Here is a 20,042-nt window from a genome sequence, read left to right as displayed (position 1 = left end):
AAAAGCGCTGCACATTTCAGAGGCAGGCGCTGCCCAATGCGCTGAAGCAGAATGGGTGGAGTAGCCATTGCAAGGATTGCACCAGTCGCAACGCACCTACCTTTCAGTCGACCGATCACAAACGGCAAAAGTTTCGATTTTTTTTCCGCTTTGTGACCGACCGGTTTTGCCTCGCGAAAGTGAGCCTAGACCAGAACTTAGAGCGGTAAAGCCCGGATGGCAAAATTGTTCGACAATCGGTTTAAAGAGGTACGGACGTGCCGGATTGCGGGGCGAACGCACCGACGAAGTGCAGGTTTTTTTGAAAAATTGGCTGAAAAAGAAGCAGAACTGTCACATCAGTGTGCGTGGGTGAACAGTTGGGTTGCACCATTGCGGTGCATGATTTGGGGTGTGCTGTGTATATTCTGGCCTCTTCGCGAGCAGGCTCGCTCTCACAGTGGATCTCCCGTGTTAAGAGTTCCCTGTGGGAGCGAGCCTGCTCGCGAATGAACGATAACGCGGTCTATCAGTTCAGCAAGCGAATCGGCTCTCCACCAGACCAGGCCCGAATGTCTTCAATCATCTGTGAAAAGAACAACGCGTAATTCTGCTGGCTCACATACCCCACATGCGGCGTCGCCAACACATTCTCCAACGTCCTGAACGGATGATGGGCCGGCAACGGCTCGACATCGAACACATCCAGCGCCGCGCCGGCAAGACGCCGTTTCTGCAGGGCCTTGATCAACGCCGCTTCATCGACAATCGGCCCGCGCGCGGTGTTGACCAGCAGCGCCGTGGGCTTCATCCAGCCTAGGGCCTCGGCGTCCACCAGTCCTCGGGAACGGTCGCTGAGGACCAGATGCACCGATAGCACGTCGGCCTGCTCGAACAGCTGCTGTTTGCTGACATAGGTCACGCCCATTTCCGCTGCACGCTCCGTGGTGAGGTTTTCACTCCAGGCGATCACGCGCATGCCGAACACCTGCCCGAACTGGGCGACACGCTGGCCAATGCTGCCCAAGCCGAGAATGGCCAGTGTCTTGCCATGCAGGTCGCCCCCCAGGCCTTGCTGCCACTGGCCGGCACGCAGGGCATTGGCTTCGGCCACGAGATTGCGGGTCGCGGCCATGATCAGGGCCCAGGTCAGTTCGGGAGCGGCGTGTTTGTAGCTGTCGCTGCCACAGACCTGGATTCCCAAGGCCTTGGCGGCGTTCAGGTCGAGGGCGAAGTTGCGCATGCCGCCAGTCACCAGCAGTTTGAGTTTCGGCAAGCGCCGCAGCAGGTCCTCATCGAACCGGGTGCGCTCGCGCATCACGCAAATCACTTCGAACTCAGCCAGACGCGCCGCCAGGGTTTTGTTGTCGGACGGGTAGTCGTGGATGAAACTCACTGGGCCAATGTCTTCCAGCAGCGACCAGTCGACCACATTGCGGGCCACATCCTGCCAATCATCAATCACTGCAATCTGCACCGCCATCAGCCTTACCTCATTAACGCACGGGGTTGGTTTTGTTCAGCCAGGCCAGCAAGGCCTTGTGAAACTGCGTCGGTTCTTCCATCTGCGGCGCGTGGCCCATCCCGGGGAACTCGACCAGCGTCGATTGGGGAATCCGTTGAGCCACTTGTTTGCCCAGAACCGCGTAATGGCCGATTTTCGCCTTGACCTCGGGGGAGGCAATGTCACTGCCGATCGCCGTGGTATCGGAGGTACCGATCAGCAACAAGGTCGGCATCTTCAGGTTCTGGAATTCGTAGTACACCGGCTGGGTGAAGATCATGTCGTAGATCAGGGCCGAATTCCACGCGACTTGCGTATGCCCCGGGCCTTTATTCAGGCCGGCGAGCATGTCCACCCAACGATCGAATTCCGGCTTCCAGCGTCCGCCGTAATAGGTGGTGCGTTCGTAGTTGCGGATCCCTTCGGCCGTGAGCTTCAGCTCGCGCTCGTACCATTGATCCACCGTGCGATAAGGCACGCCGAGGGCTTTCCAGTCTTCCAGGCCAATGGGGTTGACCAGCGCCAGTTGCTCAACTTGCTCGGGATACTGCAGGGCATAGCGAGTGGCGAGCATGCCGCCGGTGGAGTGGCCGAGCAGAGTCGCCTTCTGGATGCCCAGGGCCTTGAGCAATTGCTGGGTATTACTGGCCAGTTGCTGGAAGCTGTACTGATAGTGGTCCGGTTTGCTGGAGGTGCAGAAACCGATCTGGTCCGGGGCGATGACCCGGTAACCGGCATCGCTCAGGGCCTTGATCGAGGTGTCCCAGGTCGCGCCGCAGAAATTCTTGCCATGCATCAGCACCACGCTGCGGCCGTTGGCCTTGCCGTGGGCGGCGACGTCCATGTAGCCCATTTGCAGGGATTTGCCCTGGGACTCAAAGGCGAAATGCTTGACGGTGTAGGGGTATTCGAAGCCTTGCAGCTCGGGACCATATGCCGGGCCGTCGGCGGCGACGACGGGCAGTGCGGCGGTCAGCAGCAGGCCGGGCAGCCAGCGGGTGAAGGGGAAGGGCATGGGTGAACTCCATAGGAAATCCGCCGGTGCTGGATCGGCATGATTAGGGCGACATTAAACAGGCAATGGCCACGCCAGTTGGTTCATCCCATCCAGCCCAGGGTGGCCAGGGCCAGCACGCCATAACGGGCGCCCTTGGCCAGGGTTACGATCAGCAGGAAGCGGCCCAGCGGTTCGCGCATCACCCCGGCAACCAGAGTCAGCGGATCGCCGATCACAGGCAACCAACTGAGCAGCAGCGACCAATGACCGTAGCGCTGATAATGGCTTCGGGCTTTCTCCAGATGAGCAGGGCTGACCGGAAACCAGCGGCGGTCACGGAAGCGTTCGATGGCGTGCCCCAGCCACCAGTTCACCAGCGAGCCGAGGACATTGCCCAGTGTCGCCACCGCCAGCAGCGACCACAGCCAGTACTGGTCGCTGAGCAACAGGCCGACGAGCACGGCTTCGGATTGCAGGGGCAGCAGGGTCGCGGCGCCGAAGGCCGCCAGGAACAAGCCGAGGTAAGCGCCGACAATCAATGGGCGGGGTAGTCCGCCACGACCACGTCCGTGCCGTCCTTTTTCAGACCGATCACTTGATACGCATCGCTCATGCCGTCCATTTCCATGCCGGGCGAACCCATGGGCATGCCGGGAGCGGCCACGCCGAGCAGGTCATCGCGCTTGCTCAGTGCCAGCACCTGGTCGGCCGGTACATGGCCTTCGACGAACTTGCCGTTGATCAAGCCGGTGTGGCACGAGGACAGGCGCGGTGGCACCCCGTGCGCTTGCTTGAACTGGCTCATATTGGCTTCGACATGATCCTCGACCTTGAAGCCGTTGGCCTCCAGGTGGCTGATCCATTTCTTGCAGCAGCCGCAATTGGCGTCGCGATGGACTTCAATCGGAATCAGGTCGGCGGCCTGGGCCAGGGAGGAAATGAACAGGGCGCTCAAGGCGATCAGACGCAGAGGGGTTCGCATGTCGTGACGGGTCTCGGATTGCGGGCGAAAAAACGCATTCTGACCGGTTTTACCGGCCAGACCTTCAAGGTTTGTTTCGAATTACTACAAGCTGGGCAGCTTCATGATCGTAGACCAAAGCTGTCAGGCAGATGAGGGGGGCATTACAGATTTGTCAGATTTGCCACTGTAGGAGCGAGCCTGCTCGCGATAAACGTTCGGACGACGCGATCATTCGGGTAGCCCGCGTTTTCGTTGACGTCCATCGCGAGCAAGCTCAGCTCCTACAGGAGATCAGGCGTCCAGAGTCTTGGGTAAGCGAATAATGTTAACGATGCGGATAGTAAGCCGGTCCGCCACGGTCGTCGTAATGACGGTCGTGGTGCCAGCCGCCGTGGGGGAATACGATGCAGCCGCTCAGGGACAACAGGGCCAGCAGGGGAATCAGCAATGTGATTCGACGCAACATTTGAAAATCCTCATGGTTATCGCCGCTATGAAGCCAAAACACTTCATCGGCTGTAACATGAGACCCCGTTTGCAGCGCGCCATCCCCGGAATACGGTAGGGGCTTGGCATGCATTCGGATACAAAGCGGATACATTTTCAGGTTCAGGAATTGCTTATGACCCAGTCGCAACGTTTGAAATATTCCCTTCTGATCGCCCTGGTCGTGCTGGGGATCATGTTTGGCCTGACTTATTTGCAGAACACCGGGGTTATCAGCGAAAAAATGTTCCAGTACATCGCCATTGGCGTGGCGGTGATCGTGGTGGTCATCAATGGGGTGATGCGTCGCAAGGTCAAGCCCTGAGCGGTTTCTCAAAAGATAATTGTGGGAGCGAGCCTGCTCGCGAAGAATGCCGGGACAACGCAATCATTCAGATGACACGCGTTATCGTTGACGTCCATCGCGAGCAGGCTCGCTCCCACAGGTAAAGCGTGATCAGTGGTGCTGCAGAACAGCCGCCGCCCGTGGGTCCAGGCTGTAGCTTTTGTCTTCGTTCAGCACGATCACGCCTTCGCTGCACAGGCGTTTCAATACTTCGCGCACGCTCAGGAAGGACAGGGGAATATCCAGCTCCAGCAAATGAGTGTGTACGCCGCGCACGCCCAGGCTGCGGTCGCTTTCGGCGGCCGTGAGCAAGGCGTCGATGACTTTGAGGCGAATCAGGCTGGTCCGCAGGCCAAAGCTTTTGAGCAGGAAGCGAATCCGCTCGTTGCCGTGGCGCTCGGTACGCTGGTCGAAAACACCGACCCCGATGGAAGTGCTCTTTGGCGCGATGCTACCGTCCGTTGGCAGTTGCGAGTTGTACATTGCAAAAACTCCTTTTCAGAGCCTGATCAGGAAAAATGGGTGCTCTTACCTAACAAGACGTATGAGCCACGCAAATCATGAAGACTTAAATGTAGAAATTTCGTCATCGTGGCGTTATTGCTCTGTAAGACGCCGCTGGGTCGCGGTCCCTTCTCCTAAATTTTTGCCGTTTGCTTCGTCCTTGAATGAATGCGCAGTGCGTGTCAGTACGCAGAACTGTGACCATCGTTTTTCGATCAGGAGCGAGTGTGATTATTTCCAGCCAGTTAACCAGGTTGAGCCTGGCGGGTGTGTTTCTGGGGCTGAGTCTTGCGGCGAATGCGCGCAGCCAGCCTGAGCAGGCCAGTGCCGATATCCGCCGGACCAGTTTCGGCGTGCCGCATATTCGGGCCGAGAACGAGCGGGGGCTCGGTTACGGAATCGGCTATGCCTACGCTCAGGATAACCTGTGTTTGCTGGCCAATGAGATTGCCACGGTGAACGGTCAACGCTCACGGTTTTTCGGTCCGGATCAGCTCACGGTTGAAGAGCGCGAGAACCAGGTCAGCGATCTGTTTTTCACCTGGTTGAACACACCGCAGGCCGTTGCCGGGTTCTGGCAGGCGCAACCCCCTGAGGTGCAGGCGCTGATCGAGGGCTATGTGGCCGGTTATAACCGCTCCCTGACAGAACGTCGGACCCAGGGGCTGCCGCAGCAGTGCCAGGGTGACTGGGTGCGGGAAATCACCGCCGAGGACCTGGTCAAGTTGACCCGTCGCCTGCTGGTGGAAGGTGGTGTGGGGCAGTTTGCCGAAGCATTGGCAGGCGCTACGCCACCGGCTGTCGCCACGACGAATGCCGGAAAACAGTCGGCGTTTCAGGTAGCCGACTCGCGCATGCAGCGTTTCGCCCTCGACCGTGGCAGCAATGCCGTTGCCGTAGGCGGCGAACGTTCCTTCAACGGGCGCGGCATGTTGCTGGCCAATCCGCATTTTCCGTGGGTCGGCGGCATGCGCTTTTATCAGATGCACCTGACCATTCCCGGCAAGCTCGATGTGATGGGCGCGGCGTTGCCCGGTTTGCCGGTGATCAACATCGGCTTCAACCAGCACCTGGCCTGGACCCACACCGTGGACTCGTCCAAGCATTTCACCCTGTACCGCCTGCAACTGGACCCCAAGGATTCGACCCGTTACCTGCTCGACGGCCAATCCCTGCCCATGCAGAAACAGACGCTGACGGTCGATGTGAGGCAGCCGGACGGATCGGTCAAGGCGGTTTCCCATGTGGTTTACAGCTCGCAGTTCGGCCCGATCGTGCAATGGCCCGGCAAACTGGACTGGGATAACCAGTTTGCCTACAGCTTGCGTGACGCCAACCTGGATAACGACCGCGTATTGCAGCAGTGGTACGCCATGAACCGTGCCGACAACCTCAAGGAATTTCAGGCCAGCGTCCACAAGATCCAGGGGATTCCGTGGGTCAATACCCTGGCGGCGGACGATCAGGGGCAAACGCTGTACATGAACCTGTCGGTGGTGCCGAACGTCAGCGCCGAGAAGCTGGCACAGTGCAGCGATCCGCGCATCGGCCTGCAGATGATCGTCCTCGACGGCTCCAACAGCGCCTGTGCCTGGGACATCGACCCGCAGGCCGCGCAAAAGGGCATTTATGCCTCGGACAAGCTGCCGCAACTGTTGCGCAAGGACTTCGTGCAACACTCCAACGACTCGGCATGGATGGCCAATCCGGCGCAGCCGCTGACCGGTTTTTCGCCGTTGATCAGCCAGGACGGCCAGCCATTGGGCCTGCGCTCGCGTTTCGCGCTGGATCGCCTGGCTACGCTGGCCAAGGCCGGTCCGCTCAAGGCCACGGATCTGCAACACATGGTGATGGACGATCAGGTGTATCAGGCCGCGCAGGTGATGCCGGACCTGCTGCAATTCTGCGCGTCCGACCTGGGTGCCGATGGGAAAACACTGGCCTCGCTGTGCGCCAGCCTCAAAGCCTGGGACCGCAAGGCGAACCTCGACAGTGGCCTGGGCTTCGTGCATTTCCAGAATGTCATGGCGCCTCTGGAGCAGGCCCCGGATGTCTGGCGTGTGGCGTTCGATCCGAACGATCCGCAACACACACCGCGTGGCTTGGCGGTCGACCGGCCGGAAGTGGCGCAGGCGCTGCGCCAGGCCATGCTGGCATCGGTCGAGCAGGTCAATGCGTCAGGGCTGAAGCCGGACAGCCATTGGGGCGATATTCAGGTGGTCAGCAGTGGCGGCCGGCAAACGCCGATCCACGGCGGTCCGGGGGCGTTGGGCGTGTACAACGCGATTCAGAGCGTGCCCCGCACCGATGGCAAGCGTGAAGTCGTCAGCGGCACCAGCTACCTGCAAGTGGTGACCTTCGATGAAAAGGGACCGCAGGCCAAAGGGCTGCTGGCGTTCTCGCTGTCCAGCGACCCCGCTTCGAAATATGCCAATGACCAGACCCTGGCCTTCTCGAAGAAGCAGCTGAGCGTGTTGCCGTTCACCGAGCAGCAGATCAAGTCCGATCCGCACTATCAGGCGCAGACGATCCGTGAACAGGACGAAAAGGCCGGGAAGGTGGCAGCGCAGTAAAGTGACAGGTGTTTGAACGATGGATGAAGGCCGCTCCCCGCAAGGGTGGCGGCCTTCAGCTTTTCGGAGTGCGTTGCGGAATGGAGTTGAGGACCGGATTGCCGTCCTTGTTACGGGTCAGGTAGACCGGCAGCACCTTGGGCAGGGTCGCTACCAGGGTGTTTAGTTCCTTGATGTTGTAGATGCCGCCGATGCGGATCGCGCCGGTGTTGTTGTCGGCCACCAGCAGCGGGGTTTCCAGATAACGATTGATCAGTGGCAGCGCATCGTTCAGCGCCAGATTATCCAGTACCAGTTTGCCGCTGCGCCAGGCCAGGGAATTGTCACCGTCGTAGGTCTGGCTGATGCGTGGAATGAAATCGCCATGGCGATAGCTCGCCTGCATCGATGGGCCCAGTCTCAAGCCGTCTCCCGGCAGGTCATCGTTGCTGCTGACCAGTACCGAACCTTCGATCAGGTTCACTTTCACCTGATCTTCATACATCCAGACATTGAATTGGGTGCCGGTGACCCGGATCTTGCCTTCGGCCGCCTTGACGACGAAAGGGTGGGTGGTGTCATGGCTGACTTTGAAGAAGGCCTCGCCCTTTTTCAGGGTGACCTGGCGATGATCCTTGTAGTTGCTGTAGGTCAACTCGCTGCCCAGGTTCAGTTCGACCTGGCTGCCATCCTTCAAGGTGACCTGACGCACATTGTCGGTGGCCTCGAAGTGCTGATACGAATTGGGCAGCCATCCCAGGTTCCAGCCACTGTAGGCCGCCAAAGGCAGCGCCAGCGCGCACACGGCGGCGGCCATGCCAAAGGTGCGCCAGGGTGTCTGGGGTTTTGCTTGCAGCAGCGGCACGACGACAGGCTCCGGGCGCGGCAGATCGCCCGCGACGTCCCAGATTTCCAGCATGGCCTCGTACTCGAAGGCATGCAGCGGATGAGCATCGCGCCACTGCTCGAACGCCAGGCGTTCCTGCGGGGTGCAATCATCGGCGTGCAAGCGCATGCACCAATGCGCCGCGGCATCGGTGATGGCGTCGTATTCGGCTTGTGAGATAGGGCTGTCGGTCATTGACTCATCCTGATTTACGCCATTCTAACCTTGAGGGCAGCCTGCGAGAACATCGATCATGGCAATTAAACATCAAAGTGCGGATTTTTTTCGCGTGCGTGAACGCAAAGGCACGCCGGTGAGCAGCAGTATCCTTAAACGACGTGAAAAAATGATCAAAACGATCTGTAGGGGCGAGCGCCGCTCGCGATAAACATCAACGATAACGCGGCGTAGCTGATAAGCCGCGTCGCTCTGGCATCCATCGCGAGCAGCGCTCGATCCTAGAGGGGGCGTGGGTTGTCAGTGGGTGGTCACTGGCACCGGGTCCAATTGTCGACCCAGTTCGCTGATCAGCATCGCGATCGAGTCGGCATTACGCAAAATGATGTTGATTCGGTAGTCGGCGTTCTGCGTATCCAGGAAGGCATCCCGGGCCTGATCAATGGTTTCGCATCCGGTAATGTCAAGGATCGCATCGCACTCTTCCCTTGCACTGGTCAGCGAATCGAAGCTGAGCCATGTTTTCAGTTTTTCGTTCCAGCGGGCAAATAACTGTTCCCTCGGGGTCTGCAACGACAGTGCTTCTCGCTGAAGCTCGACCTGGGTTTGCTTCATCGCCTGCCCTTCACCGGTGATGATCTCAACAAGATCGCTGAACGGACGCCGTGCCTCCAGATACACAATGTCCACTGCTTTTTTAACCAGATGAGCCAATTCGTGGGTGATCCCGGATGCCATGGCATGGGCGTTGACATCGAAGGGCTCGGTCAGTGAGTGTTCATACCACTCCAGTTGCTGTTTGAAAAAATGCTCCGAGAGATGCACGCGCCTGTCCGGATCACGCGGATTGACGAAAGCGATCACATTGGAAGACGAGTACTTGTTTGAACCCACGATCAGTCGTTCACCACTGAGCAAATCGTAGTCAGGGTCCACCAGCGCCAGGCAGACGGGAACGATGACCTCACTGATTTTGTCCAGCAAACCGGTGTCCACCGTGCTGACATCAAAGAATTCTTTTAGAAACGCATCCATTCGTGTCACTGAAGGGTGTGTCTTGCGCAGCCAAAGATTATGCAGGCTGTTGAATGCATAGTAGCGGGCCATATCGACGGCTCTTACGATCATGGCAGCCCTTTCCGGGAACCTGGCCCGGATTTCGGCCATGCCTCGCGCTTCGATGTTCAAAACATACCGAGCTTCCTGGCTGGCGACGAATCGGTTGTGCATGGTCGACAGGGTCTTGCCGTAGTGGACGGTGTGCATGTCCGGATCGATCACCCGTTCGTTGTTGGAGGTGGTCTGCAAGACAGACCCTTCCTGCTCGCCGTTGACCATCCGCCACACCGCCCCGTTTTTTTTCACGGGATAAACCTTGCCGGCGATGGGGGCGTATTGATGTTTGCCGGTGGCGTCCCGATAAGTGCCATCCTTGCTGTCCTTTGCAAGATCCTTCAATTGCACGTACGAGGTTTCAAAATGCTGCAACAGGGTGCGTTGTGGTGAGGTCGATTCCACCTGTGACCATTGCAATGCGCTCACAGGGGGTGGGGCCGGCGTTGTGGAGGCAGAAGGTGTGACCGCCGTTTCGGTCCCGCTTTCCAGCGACAATTTGCCCAACGAGACCATCTGGGCCGCACCGCTGATGAAATTGCGCAATGCATTTTTCCAGTGATGATCCTGCAACGCTTCGGCCGAATCCTTGAAGTCGTCGTAGGCTTGCCACAGAAATTTCCCATAAGCGAGTTTTCCGGGTAGCAGGCCGGAAATCAGGTTGATGCCGGCACTGAACAACGGCTTGACCGTTTCCCAGTCCGAGGCGCCATCGGTTTCAGTCCGACTGGCAAGCATCCGTGGCAGCAGAGCGGCGTTGTCGTTGAACAGGTGGGTCAGCAAATGACCGCCGATGACAGAGGAACCGAGGGTTATTTCACTCTCTTTGCCGACCGAGGACCTCAACAGGTTACGAAATACCGAGCGCTCATTGTCCGGCAGGCGACGCAGCAGTAATTCCTGCAATGGACCGGGTACATTGAACGCCGCGACAACACTGGCATCCTCTTCGAACTCAATGAAAACCCCACCGCTGTAATAAGGGGCATACAAGATTTGCGGGCCTTTCCGGCCGTCCCCGGGACCGATCAAATACAGACCCTGAGCCGCGACCGGGTTGGCCTTGGCCGTCTTGATCAGTTGCAGCGGCCGAACGATGGCGTGGGCACCCTTGACCGTCGCCCTCGCCACGGCATCCGGCATGTCCAGCACCTGTCGGATAAGGTCAAAGGCGCCGTTGGACAACCGTTGTTGCAGCTTCAGTTCGTGGGCGTGATGCAGGAGTTGCCAGGGCACTTGTCGCACAAAGCGCTGCCAACGGGGCACCGCTTGGGTGCTGTCGGTCACCAGACTGTCCGTGACCTGCCGGGTGTAGTTTTTTTGAATGTCCAGCGCTGACAGCAGTTGCCTGACCGCGGATTGGTTCAGGTTTGCAGGCAACGGCCTGGTGGTTTTCGAGGCAACGTTGAAACCTGTGCCTTGGGTCACGTTGACGTGGTTCAAGGCAAAATCGGTCAGGGATTGCGCCGGTCCGGCCAGGGACAGGTGGGGGGTGATCTCGATATCGTCGGGGTGCAACGCGGTACCGGAAAACCGGCTGTCCAGCAGTGTTTTCAAGGTTTCCCGAGCATAGTCCTTCAGCGGTTGAATGCCGTGCAGGTAATCCTTGTCGTCGGTGACACTCTGGCGGTACTGCTCCAGCAACTCGATGTGCAGTTGCTGTTCCTCGACAGGCGCCATGCCGAGCCACGCGGGCAAGGACTGCTGGAGCGTGAGCGCCTGGGCGATAGAGGTTGCCCTGCGCAAGTTGGTGTCAATGACCGTGTTCGTCAGCGAATCGAGCGCTTTGCCCCGTTGGGCGGCGGTCAGTTTCCAGGCGCGCACTTGTTCGCAACGCGCCAGAAAGTGGTCAATGGCATCGCGCGCGAGATGCTGCAAAACATTGCCCTCGATCAGGCGCAGCGAGTGGAGCGAATAGCGTCGGTGGAACTTGTGCTGAGCGGGGGACAGATTGTCCAGCAGACTCAGGCGCTTTTCGGAATCGAACAGACGCAGGTTCAACTGCTGCCGTGCGCTGCCGATGGTCTCGAAGACTTCCAGGCCGGTCGCAGGCGTCCATAGGATGGCACGCCCGGAATGCTGTACATCGAGGCCACCTCGGGCGGTCAACAAAACGCAGTTGGGCAAGGGCAGAACGTTCTCCTCGCCCGTGCATTGAAGCACCAGTGAGAAGACATCCGGGTGAAACCCCTTGACGGCGAGGCGATTTTTTCGCTCCGCCCGCTCCTGGTTGAAGACGGTTTCAACGATTTGCCAATCGGCGTTTCGCAACGTGCCGCTCAGTTCGCGCAGGGTAGCCTCTCCACGCAGGCCAACGGAAAAGGCGTCGGCAACATCCGATTCGATGCCCTCCAGATACGCTCGTTGAATCGCCAGCGTGGTCACGGGTTGCTGCACAAACTTCTCGCGCAGAGCCGATTCAACGGAAAGGTAGGTTTTGGCCAGGCTTTCTGCCGTGTCGCCCAGTACCAGGGAGGGTTGTTTGCCCGACATCAGCGGTCGCGTGCTCCAGCGTCCCTGGGCATTCAGCGACAGCAGTCGCGCATTGATCATGGCGCGAATATCCAGCGCCTTGTCGAAGTACGCCTGGATGTTCACCGCGCCGTCACTGTGCCGGAACACCTGAATGGCGTATTCGAGATTTTGCAGTTGTTTGGTAATGATTGCTTCGAAGAGTGTCGTAAACACCGAGCCGCTGACGACCGAGCCCGACACCTGAGGCTCATGGAAGCCGATGAAACGCTGCCGTTCGTCCAGGCTCATGAGGTCATAAAGCTCATCGTCGTGACCGGCGACCGTGGACTTTTCTCGCAGGGAGGCTTTCAGCTCTTCATAGTCCGCCAGCACCTCAAACCCTTGAACGGGTGTGTAAAGAAAGGCATGGGAGCTGCCCTGACTGATCATCAGCGATCCCGCGAGTTCTATGTAGTTGGGTGGATATTCCCAGAGACGCACCGTTTCGAGGGTCAGGGTCGAGGGCGTTCCCGTCGTCGGCACGATCAACGGGTGCAGGGCGCGGCTTTGCTCCGGGGATACGATCCCGTCCTCGCGCTTGAACAGCAGATCCGCTCGCGCCCTTTCGCCGAGGGCGCGGGCGAAGAACGCCCTACGCGTGGCGCCGTCTACGCTTGCCTGGTTCCAGAAACGTTGCAATTGCGTCGACAACTGACTGATCAGGCCGTCGGCCGCGCGTTTGACTGCTGTCTGCCAGCGTTTCTGGTCAGTGGGCAGCGGTGCCAGTCGCGGATGCGAGAATTCGACATGGTGGCCGATCGGCCAGCGCTGATGGCGGTAAAACGAAAGTACGGCCTCACGCAGGGACATGGAGTGGGCCCAGCGGCGGGATTTCGCATTTTTCAGGTCGCCAGGGGTGGTCGCTGTTTCGGTATAGAAATTCACCAGGGTCTGACGCTGATCCAGCGTCGGAAAGTCCGCTTCGAGCAATTGCTCCAGCACGGCATCGAGCAGCGCGTCGAGCGGTGGCAGTTGTTGAAGTTCGTTGACCATGGCCTGATCGTTGCTGTGCAGGTTGTCTTCGATAACGGCGCGCTGATCCTGGAATATGTCGCCGTCGATGGTCTCGAAGGTGACTTTGATGTCGATGGCTTCGGCCAGTGTTTTACGCGCGGGCAATGACATGAACGCCAGCAAGTCATCGTCTTCGCCCGCGCTGTCCAATTGGCTTTTGAGGTGTGCGGCCAGGGCCGTGCGGTTGGCGAATTTCTTTATTCCGGCGTAGGGCGTGTAGAGAATTTCGCCGTGGTCATCCGGCATGGGATACAACACAAAGCAGCCCGCCAGGGGAAGGGATGGCGTCCCGACGCTGACCAGGATTTTCTCGGCGTGCATTGGCGGGGTTTGTTGCTGGCGTGCCGCGTGGGAGGCCCATTGCACGTGGCGCAGCCATTCGAAGTCCTTGCGCGTCAGCCCGTGGATTTTGCCAAGCTCGGTCCAATGATCGGTAGAGCGGCGGATTTCGGGAAAAAAAAGTGGGGTAGGGGATGCAGGCATCGTCGAGTCTCGTGTCAGGCGCGGTGCAGCGCGCCAGTGGATTGAGCGTCGAGCCTAAGAAGCGTTGCCGGGCGGCAGGTGGTAGATAGTTAATGCACGGGCGGCCCGGGTTCATGCAAAGAGCTGCCATTGAAGGGTTGACAGCGTACTCGCTGCGCGTTGTTAATCGGCGGTCTACCTACGCTGTTGTTCCCTCCAATAATTAGTCTGGAGCTTCAGATGTCTGCACCACTCGAAGATGTGTCTGCTGTTGTCTCGCAAAACCTGTCGCTCGCTGAGTTGACGGCATTGCTTGAGAAGATATTCCTGCGTCACGGCACCTCTGCCGATGTCGCCCGGGTGCTGGCTGGAAACTGCGCGGGTGCCGAGCGCGACGGTGCCCACAGTCACGGGGTGTTCCGCATGCCCGGTTATGTCTCGACGCTGCAGAGCGGTTGGGTGAACGGCAAGGCCGTTCCGCTGGTCGAGGATGTGGCTTCGGGGTTTGTCCGGGTCGATGCCGGCAACGGTTTTGCGCAACCGGCGCTCGCGGCGGCGCGGGCCCTGCTGGTGGAAAAGGCGCGCAGCGCCGGCATCGCGGTACTCGCCATCCGCAATTCCCACCATTTCGCGGCGTTGTGGCCGGATGTCGAGCCCTTTGCCTATGAAGGTTTGGTGGCGCTCAGTGTGGTCAACAGCATGACTTGCGTCGTGCCCCACGGTGCCGACCGACCGTTGTTCGGTACCAACCCCATCGCGTTTGCCGCACCCCGTGCCGATGGCGAGCCGATTGTGTTCGATCTGGCGACCAGTGCCATAGCCCATGGCGACGTGCAGATTGCCGCGCGCAAGGGCGAGCGCTTGCCGCCGGGCATGGGCGTGGATGGCCTTGGTCAGCCGACCCAGGACCCCAAGGCGATTCTCGAAGGCGGCGCGTTGTTGCCGTTCGGCGGACACAAGGGCTCGGCGCTGTCGATGATGGTGGAGCTGTTGGCCGCGGCATTGACCGGGGGTAACTTTTCGTTCGAATTCGACTGGAAAAATCATCCCGGTGCCAAGACCCCATGGACCGGGCAGTTGCTGATTGTCATCGACCCGAGCAAGGCCGCCGGGCAGGGCTTTGCCGAGCGCAGCAAGGAGCTGGTGCGGCAGATGCATGGTGTGGGGCTCAAGCGTTTACCGGGGGATCGGCGTCATCATCAGCGTGCCCGATCGCAGGCTGAGGGTATTGCGCTGGATGCGCAGACCCTGGTGAGTCTGCGGGAGTTGGCTGGTCTCTGACCATTGAGTTTGGTAAGGGACTTCTGTGGCGAGGGGATTTATCCCCGTTGGGCTGCGAAGCGGCCCCAAAAAATGGGACTGCTGCGCAGTCCGACGGGGATAAATCCCCTCGCCACAGGGGGGCTGAATCAACGCCGTGCCAGCAACAACCCCACCACCAGACCGAACCCGGCCGAAACCGCCACGGTTTGCCAGGGATGACCGCCGATGTAGGTTTCCGTGGCTTCGACCGCCGGCAGGGTGCGGTCACGCACACGGGTCACCGAATCCCGGGCCTGCTGGAGTTTCAGGGCGATTTGCCCACGCAGTGTTTCCGCTTCCTCACCCACCAGTGAGGCGCTGCTTTTGAGCAGTTTTTCCGATTCTTCAATCAGCGCTTGAAGCTCGCTGAATGCCTGGTCCTTGATTTGGTCCTCGGCGGCTTGTGCGGCGGTTTTGCGGGCCATTGAAGTACTCCTTGCAGGTAAGTGGACAGTGAACAATGGAGTGCGCCGCCATTGAAAAAGTTGCAGCGATTTCAGGCGTCGGGTGAATCCCGAAAAATCCAGCGCAGGAGGATTCGTCCTACAGTGTAAGATGTCGCCTATTTTACGCAGCAGGAAATTCCCATGAGCTTCAATCTGGCCGACAAATCCCTTGCCGAGCGCGCGGCGCTGGAAGACGAAAAATCCCGTCTGTTCGAACTCTGGCAAAACAACCTGGGCAAAGCCAAGGGCGAGGCTGCACGGTTGTTCGGCGAGCGCGGCAAACGCAAAGGCAAGTGGGCCGAGTGGGTCCGCGCCGAGCTGGACAACATGTCGCCGCCAGAGTACTCGAACATGGTGCGCAGTGAAGTCAACCGCTTGATGGCGGCCAACAAGTAACGCCTAGGAAAAACTCGCGACAATCGCCTCGCGCACTTTCAACATCACCGGATCGAGCTGGGCGCTGGTGCGCCAGCCCAGTTCGACCGGGTAGCGCGGCAACGCCAGAGGGCAGGGCAGCAACGCCAGGCCACTGATCGCCGCGATGCTGCGGGCCGCATGGGCCGGAATGGTTGCCACCGCCCGACTGCCCTTGAGCAGGTGCGGCAGTGCCGCAAAATGCGTGGTCGAGGCACAGACCCGCCGACTCAATCCCAGCGCCGCCAGGCCTTCGTCGGTAATACCGATAAAGCCCCCGGACGACACCAGGATGTGCTCACGGGCGACAAATTCTTCAAGATCGATGCTTTGCTGCCCCGCCGTCAGGCTCTGTGGGTCGACCAGGCACGCATAACCGCCTTCACCCAAAACCTGACGACTGAGCAGCCGTTCGGCGAAGCCGCCAGCGGTAATCGCCAGGTCGATGGTGCGCTCCATCAAGGCCTGCGCGACGATCTGGCTGTGAGTCTGGCGAAAGATCAGACGCAGCTTCGGGGCGCTGCGGGCCACTTCTTCGATCAAGCGCCGGCCATAGGCAATCTCGAAATCATCGGACATGCCCACGGTCACGGATCGACCGTCGAAATGATCGGCGTCGGGGTCGACCATCGCCAGGCTCTGGCGGCATTTGTTCAGGGCATCGCTGACGACCGGCTTGAGCTGGTTGGCCCTGAGCGTTGGCGCCAGGCCGCGGCCGGTGCGGACGAACAATTGGTCGCCGTACACCTCGCGCAAGCGGCGCAATGCCGCGCTGACCGCCGACTGTGTCACGCCCAGGCGCAACGCGGCGCGGCTGGCGCTGGATTCCTCGTGCAGTGCTTCGAAGACTTTGAGCAGGTTGAGATCGATGTTGGCGATATTCATGGAGGTCATATCATTGAGCAGTGAGTGAAGCGCTGTTCATGATAGGTGTTTCAGTCGACCCTGCCACCCGCGACCTTCGACTTGTGGGGTCTCAAGGGGTTAATCAGTTATCGGTACGACCAGGGTCAGCCAGACATTCCAACCCTCCGGGCGGTTCTTCGCGTCGAACTCGTTGTAGCCCTTGAGGTTGGTGTACCACAAGTCTTTACCCACCTTGAAAAAGTGCCCGACCTGGGGACCAATGCCATTGACCCTCGATTTGAAATCGCCAAAGGTGGCGCCGCTTCCGCTATCGCCCGTGACTTGATGGTAAACGTAACCGACAAGGCCTAAGTGAGTCTGCTCGGTAATGAAGTGCGAGGCACTCAAGTCCAGGTGAGCGTCTATGCCGTTTTGATAGTCCGTGTCGGTGTTTTCCCAGTTATAGGTCATGCCCGCGACGGCGGAGAATTCGTTTTTCTTGTCGAAGTAGGTGTAGCCGCCGCCCGCATCCAGAGAGGCATGACCCAGGCCGAGATTGACCAGGCGATCGGGGTCGTAAGCGCCGACCGGAATATTGCCCATGCTGTAGGCCATGAAATTGTGAACGCCATGGTTCCATTTCATCGTGCCCATCACATAAATGTCGCTGGCCCCTTTCAAGCTGTCGTCGGTGCCGCCGGAAAAGGTCCGGCCCCGTGGTCCGGTCAGGGTGACGTCGACACTGCCTTCGGAGCGCGCCACGGCAGCGCCCACCGCAATGGCCGCCTGGGCGCCGAGTACAGGGTCGGCGAAGGTGTAGGTCGGGAAGGCGAACAGCAGGTCTGCTTTTGCATCGAGGCCAAAGGTGGTTCGTCCGCCTCGTGGAATGCCTTTGCTGGCATCATCTTTGACACTGACGTGATAGTAGATCAGCGGCAGGCTCCAGCCGGGCTCGGTAGGCGCGGCGGCCAGCGCCCCGAACTGGCCCGGCAACCAGAAACTGATGCCACCGTCATCCGCCTGGGCGGCGATGGCCGGCAACAGGACGACCAGGCCCAGCGCCTGTCTCTTTCTTGTATTCATCCAGACCCTCGCGTCTCGGCAAACATCCAGTCTCAACAGTGCGCTTTATAGCGTAGCTCCTGCCCTGGAAGTCATTGGGTCAGATCGACAATGCGGATACTGTTGCGTCCGCTTCGTTTGGTGGCGTAGAGCGCGGCATCGCCTTGCTCGATCAAGGCCGCCAGACTGGCCGGCGGTTGATCGAACAGGTTGGCGCCGATGCTCAGGGTCACGGCTTCGGGCGTGGTGAATGCCTGCGCGGCGGCGTGGTGAAACTGTTCACGCAGCGTTTGGCCCAGCGCGGCGATGCGCTCACTCGATGCGTTGCCCAGCAGGATGACGAACTCGTCTCCGCCCAACCGGGCTGCCAGCGCGCCTTCGGGCAGTACCGAGCGAATCATCTCGCTCAGCGTGACGAGCAGCTGGTCGCCCGCCGTATGGCCGTACAGGTCGTTGACCGGTTTGAAATTGTCGATATCGATCAGCAGCAAGGCGCCCGGTCGGTTGGTCGAGGCTTCAGCCAAGAGGTTCGGTGCCCGCCGTTCGAGGGCGCGACGGTTGTAAAGGGCGGTCAGTGGATCACGTTCAGCCAGCCGCGCAATTTGCTTCTCCCGCCGGTAACGCTCGGTTCCGGTCATCGAGAGCGCGATCAACATGATCGCCATTACGCCCTCGACCAGGGAAATCTGAATGATCTCGCCGCGCAAAGAGGCCAGATCGATCAGCGTGCCCGGAACGACGGCCGTCAGGGCCTTGGCGAAATAGAAGCAACCATGGATCAGCAGCACATAGCGCAGCTGTACCGCGCCGACGCTCAACGACTTGCCGTGGGGGCGCAGCAGGAAGCTGGCTCTGAGCGACAACAGGCCGACCAGCAGCGAGTTGGCCAGCAGCATGATTTTCGACCACGACGGTTCGTCCGGCAAAAACAGCAGTGCCAGCCAGGTAACGAAAATCAGGTACCAGGCACGAGACAGGCGCACCTGGGTGAAACGCGCGACGCCCAGCAGGAAAAACCAGTGCGCCACCACCAGCAAGCCGTTGGCGAACCAGATACCGATCAGCAACAGGCCGCTCATGCGCAGCAAGGCAAGTGTCGAGCCCACGGTGATCGTGGCGAAGCCCGCGCTCCAGAACAGCAGCGAGGGAACGCGAATGCTGCGCCATTCGACCGCCAGATACAGCGCGGCGGCTGCGGCGAGGGCGACCGAAATGGTCAACATCGTGGGAGGGTCGAGCGCCATATCCTTGTTGCCTGTCTGAAGTGCGTGAAAAGGCAGGATTGTAAGCGGTTGAGCCGATTTTTCGCAGCGCTCTGCGTGTGCCTCGCCTCGACCTTGGCCGGGAGCGTCAAACGCTGCGTGGTCCTTCACGGTAGGTGATATGCATTTTGTTCATATCATTCAGCAGTGAATCGGGCTTTATTCATGCAGGCGTGGCGTTCGAGAATGGACAAAACCCAAGCCAACGGAGCTGACGCGATGCCCAAATCAATTGTTGCCGCACTGCAAATCGGCGCCTTGCCCGGCGGCAAGGCACAGACACTGGAGCAGATTCTGTCCTGGGAAAACGCAATCATCGAATCCCGCGCCGGGTTGGTGGTGATGCCCGAGGCGTTGCTCGGCGGATATCCGAAAGGCGAGGGTTTTGGCACGCAACTGGGCTATCGGCTACCGGAAGGACGGGAGGCCTTTGCCCGCTATTTCGCCAATGCCATCGACGTGCCCGGCGCGGAAACCGAAGCCCTGGCGGGGCTGTCGGCGCGTACCGGTGCCCATCTGGTGATCGGTGTCATCGAGCGGGCGGGGAGCACGCTGTACTGCACGGCGCTGTATTTCGATCCGCAGTCGGGGCTGGTGGGCAAGCACCGCAAGTTGATGCCGACCGGCACCGAACGACTGATCTGGGGCAAGGGCGATGGCTCGACCTTGCCGGTGATCGACAGTCAGGTCGGGCGCATCGGCGCGGTGGTGTGCTGGGAAAACATGATGCCGCTGCTGCGCACCGCCATGTATGCCAAAGGCGTGGAGGTGTGGTGCGCGCCGACGGTGGACGAACGGGAGATGTGGCAGGTGAGCATGCGTCACATCGCCCACGAAGGCCGCTGTTTTGTGGTCAGCGCCTGTCAGGTGCAGGACTCGCCGCAGGCCTTGGGGATTGAAGTGGCGAACTGGCCGGCGGATCGGCCGCTGATTGCCGGCGGTAGCGTGATCGTGGGCCCCATGGGCGACATCCTCGCCGGGCCGTTGCGTGGCGAGGCCGGTCTGTTGACGGCTGAAATCGACACCGATGACCTGATTCGCGCCCGCTATGACTACGACGTGGTTGGGCATTATGCGCGGCCCGACGTGTTCGAGTTGAGCGTGGATGAGCGGGCCAAACCGGGCGTCAAATTCACCGCATGACCTCTGTAGGAGCAAGCCTGAACTGGCCTAATGATTTTGGACACTTCAATCGGGCGCTATGATGGCGCC

The 20,042-nt window shown here is 59.8% G+C and carries 17 protein-coding genes; 5 read left to right on the top strand and 12 right to left on the bottom strand.

Features of this window, described 5'->3' with window-relative positions:
• Positions 1-508: 508 nt before the first annotated feature.
• The 5 genes from HNQ83_RS25990 to HNQ83_RS25970 all read right to left on the bottom strand — a co-directional run bounded on the left by HNQ83_RS25990 (position 509) and on the right by HNQ83_RS25970 (position 3,910).
• Positions 509-1,462 carry a D-2-hydroxyacid dehydrogenase family protein gene (locus HNQ83_RS25990; protein WP_175391626.1) on the bottom strand — a complete coding sequence of 318 codons (954 nt, stop codon included), beginning with the start codon at positions 1,460-1,462 and terminating at the stop codon, positions 509-511.
• A gap of 13 nt (positions 1,463-1,475) precedes the next feature.
• Positions 1,476-2,498: an alpha/beta fold hydrolase gene (locus tag HNQ83_RS25985; protein WP_175391624.1), complete on the bottom strand. Its 1,023-nt coding sequence runs from the start codon at positions 2,496-2,498 to the stop codon at positions 1,476-1,478.
• A gap of 83 nt (positions 2,499-2,581) precedes the next feature.
• Complete coding sequence (locus tag HNQ83_RS25980; RefSeq protein WP_175391642.1) at positions 2,582-3,016, bottom strand: VTT domain-containing protein; 435 nt, start codon at positions 3,014-3,016, stop codon at positions 2,582-2,584.
• Complete coding sequence (locus HNQ83_RS25975) at positions 3,016-3,462, bottom strand: DUF411 domain-containing protein (protein WP_175391622.1); 447 nt, start codon at positions 3,460-3,462, stop codon at positions 3,016-3,018. The genes HNQ83_RS25980 and HNQ83_RS25975 overlap by 1 nt, the downstream gene beginning before the upstream one ends.
• Before the next feature lie 307 nt (positions 3,463-3,769).
• The gene (locus tag HNQ83_RS25970) at positions 3,770-3,910 is read right to left on the bottom strand and encodes a hypothetical protein (protein ID WP_175391620.1); all 141 of its coding nucleotides are present in this window, start codon (positions 3,908-3,910) and stop codon (positions 3,770-3,772) included.
• Positions 3,911-4,066: 156 nt separating this feature from the next.
• On the opposite strand from HNQ83_RS25970, the gene HNQ83_RS25965 reads away from it, so the two are divergent.
• A complete protein-coding gene (locus HNQ83_RS25965) occupies positions 4,067-4,255 on the top strand; it encodes a hypothetical protein (RefSeq protein ID WP_175391619.1) in 189 nt (62 codons plus the stop codon).
• A 132-nt stretch (positions 4,256-4,387) separates the two neighbouring features.
• Here HNQ83_RS25965 and HNQ83_RS25960 read toward each other — a convergent pair whose 3' ends face one another.
• On the bottom strand, positions 4,388-4,759 hold the full coding sequence (locus HNQ83_RS25960) for a fe2+ zn2+ uptake regulation protein (protein ID WP_175391618.1): 372 nt from the start codon (positions 4,757-4,759) through the stop codon (positions 4,388-4,390).
• 248 nt (positions 4,760-5,007) lie between these two features.
• On the opposite strand from HNQ83_RS25960, the gene HNQ83_RS25955 reads away from it, so the two are divergent.
• Positions 5,008-7,353: a penicillin acylase family protein gene (locus tag HNQ83_RS25955; protein WP_175391616.1), complete on the top strand. Its 2,346-nt coding sequence runs from the start codon at positions 5,008-5,010 to the stop codon at positions 7,351-7,353.
• A 55-nt stretch (positions 7,354-7,408) separates the two neighbouring features.
• On the opposite strand, the gene HNQ83_RS25950 is transcribed toward HNQ83_RS25955, so the two are convergent.
• Positions 7,409-8,413: a FecR family protein gene (locus HNQ83_RS25950; protein ID WP_175391615.1), complete on the bottom strand. Its 1,005-nt coding sequence runs from the start codon at positions 8,411-8,413 to the stop codon at positions 7,409-7,411.
• A gap of 282 nt (positions 8,414-8,695) precedes the next feature.
• Positions 8,696-13,519 (bottom strand): dermonecrotic toxin domain-containing protein, encoded by a 4,824-nt coding sequence (locus tag HNQ83_RS25945; RefSeq protein WP_175391613.1) that lies wholly within the window; start codon positions 13,517-13,519, stop codon positions 8,696-8,698.
• 219 nt (positions 13,520-13,738) lie between these two features.
• Between HNQ83_RS25945 and HNQ83_RS25940 the strand changes: the two genes are divergently transcribed.
• Complete coding sequence (locus tag HNQ83_RS25940) at positions 13,739-14,779, top strand: Ldh family oxidoreductase (protein ID WP_175391611.1); 1,041 nt, start codon at positions 13,739-13,741, stop codon at positions 14,777-14,779.
• Positions 14,780-14,907: 128 nt separating this feature from the next.
• Here the strand turns inward: HNQ83_RS25940 and HNQ83_RS25935 are convergent, their stop codons facing one another.
• Positions 14,908-15,225, bottom strand: a complete 318-nt coding sequence (locus tag HNQ83_RS25935) for a YqjD family protein (RefSeq protein ID WP_175391609.1) — start codon at positions 15,223-15,225, stop codon at positions 14,908-14,910.
• Positions 15,226-15,387: 162 nt separating this feature from the next.
• Between HNQ83_RS25935 and HNQ83_RS25930 the strand changes: the two genes are divergently transcribed.
• Positions 15,388-15,642, top strand: a complete 255-nt coding sequence (locus HNQ83_RS25930) for a hypothetical protein (protein ID WP_175391607.1) — start codon at positions 15,388-15,390, stop codon at positions 15,640-15,642.
• Positions 15,643-15,645: 3 nt separating this feature from the next.
• Here the strand turns inward: HNQ83_RS25930 and HNQ83_RS25925 are convergent, their stop codons facing one another.
• The 3 genes from HNQ83_RS25925 to HNQ83_RS25915 form a co-directional block, all read right to left on the bottom strand.
• The gene (locus tag HNQ83_RS25925) at positions 15,646-16,554 is read right to left on the bottom strand and encodes a LysR family transcriptional regulator (protein WP_175391606.1); all 909 of its coding nucleotides are present in this window, start codon (positions 16,552-16,554) and stop codon (positions 15,646-15,648) included.
• Between the two features lie 90 nt (positions 16,555-16,644).
• The gene (locus HNQ83_RS25920) at positions 16,645-17,589 is read right to left on the bottom strand and encodes a transporter (protein WP_175391604.1); all 945 of its coding nucleotides are present in this window, start codon (positions 17,587-17,589) and stop codon (positions 16,645-16,647) included.
• 71 nt (positions 17,590-17,660) lie between these two features.
• Positions 17,661-18,812 (bottom strand): GGDEF domain-containing protein, encoded by a 1,152-nt coding sequence (locus tag HNQ83_RS25915; protein WP_175391602.1) that lies wholly within the window; start codon positions 18,810-18,812, stop codon positions 17,661-17,663.
• Between the two features lie 237 nt (positions 18,813-19,049).
• On the opposite strand from HNQ83_RS25915, the gene HNQ83_RS25910 reads away from it, so the two are divergent.
• A complete protein-coding gene (locus HNQ83_RS25910) occupies positions 19,050-19,973 on the top strand; it encodes a carbon-nitrogen hydrolase family protein (protein WP_175391600.1) in 924 nt (307 codons plus the stop codon).
• Positions 19,974-20,042 lie beyond the last annotated feature (69 nt).

Source organism: Pseudomonas sp. C2B4 (assembly GCF_013359695.1).
Classification (GTDB): Bacteria; Pseudomonadota; Gammaproteobacteria; order Pseudomonadales; family Pseudomonadaceae; genus Aquipseudomonas.
The sequence above is the reverse complement of the archived record's forward strand: the minus strand, read 5'-3'. Positions and strand labels throughout refer to the sequence as shown.

What these genes read in the sequence shown, in the direction of transcription:
- HNQ83_RS25940 (WP_175391611.1), top strand. Translation starts at nt 13,739, where the DNA reads ATGTCTGCACCACTCGAAGATGTGTCTGCTGTTGTCTCGCAAAACCTG.
- HNQ83_RS25975 (WP_175391622.1), bottom strand. Translation starts at nt 3,462, where the DNA reads ATGCGAACCCCTCTGCGTCTGATCGCCTTGAGCGCCCTGTTCATTTCC.
- HNQ83_RS25925 (WP_175391606.1), bottom strand. Translation starts at nt 16,554, where the DNA reads ATGACCTCCATGAATATCGCCAACATCGATCTCAACCTGCTCAAAGTC.
- HNQ83_RS25915 (WP_175391602.1), bottom strand. Translation starts at nt 18,812, where the DNA reads ATGGCGCTCGACCCTCCCACGATGTTGACCATTTCGGTCGCCCTCGCC.
- HNQ83_RS25985 (WP_175391624.1), bottom strand. Translation starts at nt 2,498, where the DNA reads ATGCCCTTCCCCTTCACCCGCTGGCTGCCCGGCCTGCTGCTGACCGCC.
- HNQ83_RS25970 (WP_175391620.1), bottom strand. Translation starts at nt 3,910, where the DNA reads ATGTTGCGTCGAATCACATTGCTGATTCCCCTGCTGGCCCTGTTGTCC.
- HNQ83_RS25935 (WP_175391609.1), bottom strand. Translation starts at nt 15,225, where the DNA reads ATGGCCCGCAAAACCGCCGCACAAGCCGCCGAGGACCAAATCAAGGAC.
- HNQ83_RS25950 (WP_175391615.1), bottom strand. Translation starts at nt 8,413, where the DNA reads ATGACCGACAGCCCTATCTCACAAGCCGAATACGACGCCATCACCGAT.
- HNQ83_RS25990 (WP_175391626.1), bottom strand. Translation starts at nt 1,462, where the DNA reads ATGGCGGTGCAGATTGCAGTGATTGATGATTGGCAGGATGTGGCCCGC.
- HNQ83_RS25960 (WP_175391618.1), bottom strand. Translation starts at nt 4,759, where the DNA reads ATGTACAACTCGCAACTGCCAACGGACGGTAGCATCGCGCCAAAGAGC.
- HNQ83_RS25945 (WP_175391613.1), bottom strand. Translation starts at nt 13,519, where the DNA reads ATGCCTGCATCCCCTACCCCACTTTTTTTTCCCGAAATCCGCCGCTCT.
- HNQ83_RS25920 (WP_175391604.1), bottom strand. Translation starts at nt 17,589, where the DNA reads ATGAATACAAGAAAGAGACAGGCGCTGGGCCTGGTCGTCCTGTTGCCG.
- HNQ83_RS25965 (WP_175391619.1), top strand. Translation starts at nt 4,067, where the DNA reads ATGACCCAGTCGCAACGTTTGAAATATTCCCTTCTGATCGCCCTGGTC.
- HNQ83_RS25910 (WP_175391600.1), top strand. Translation starts at nt 19,050, where the DNA reads ATGCCCAAATCAATTGTTGCCGCACTGCAAATCGGCGCCTTGCCCGGC.
- HNQ83_RS25930 (WP_175391607.1), top strand. Translation starts at nt 15,388, where the DNA reads ATGAGCTTCAATCTGGCCGACAAATCCCTTGCCGAGCGCGCGGCGCTG.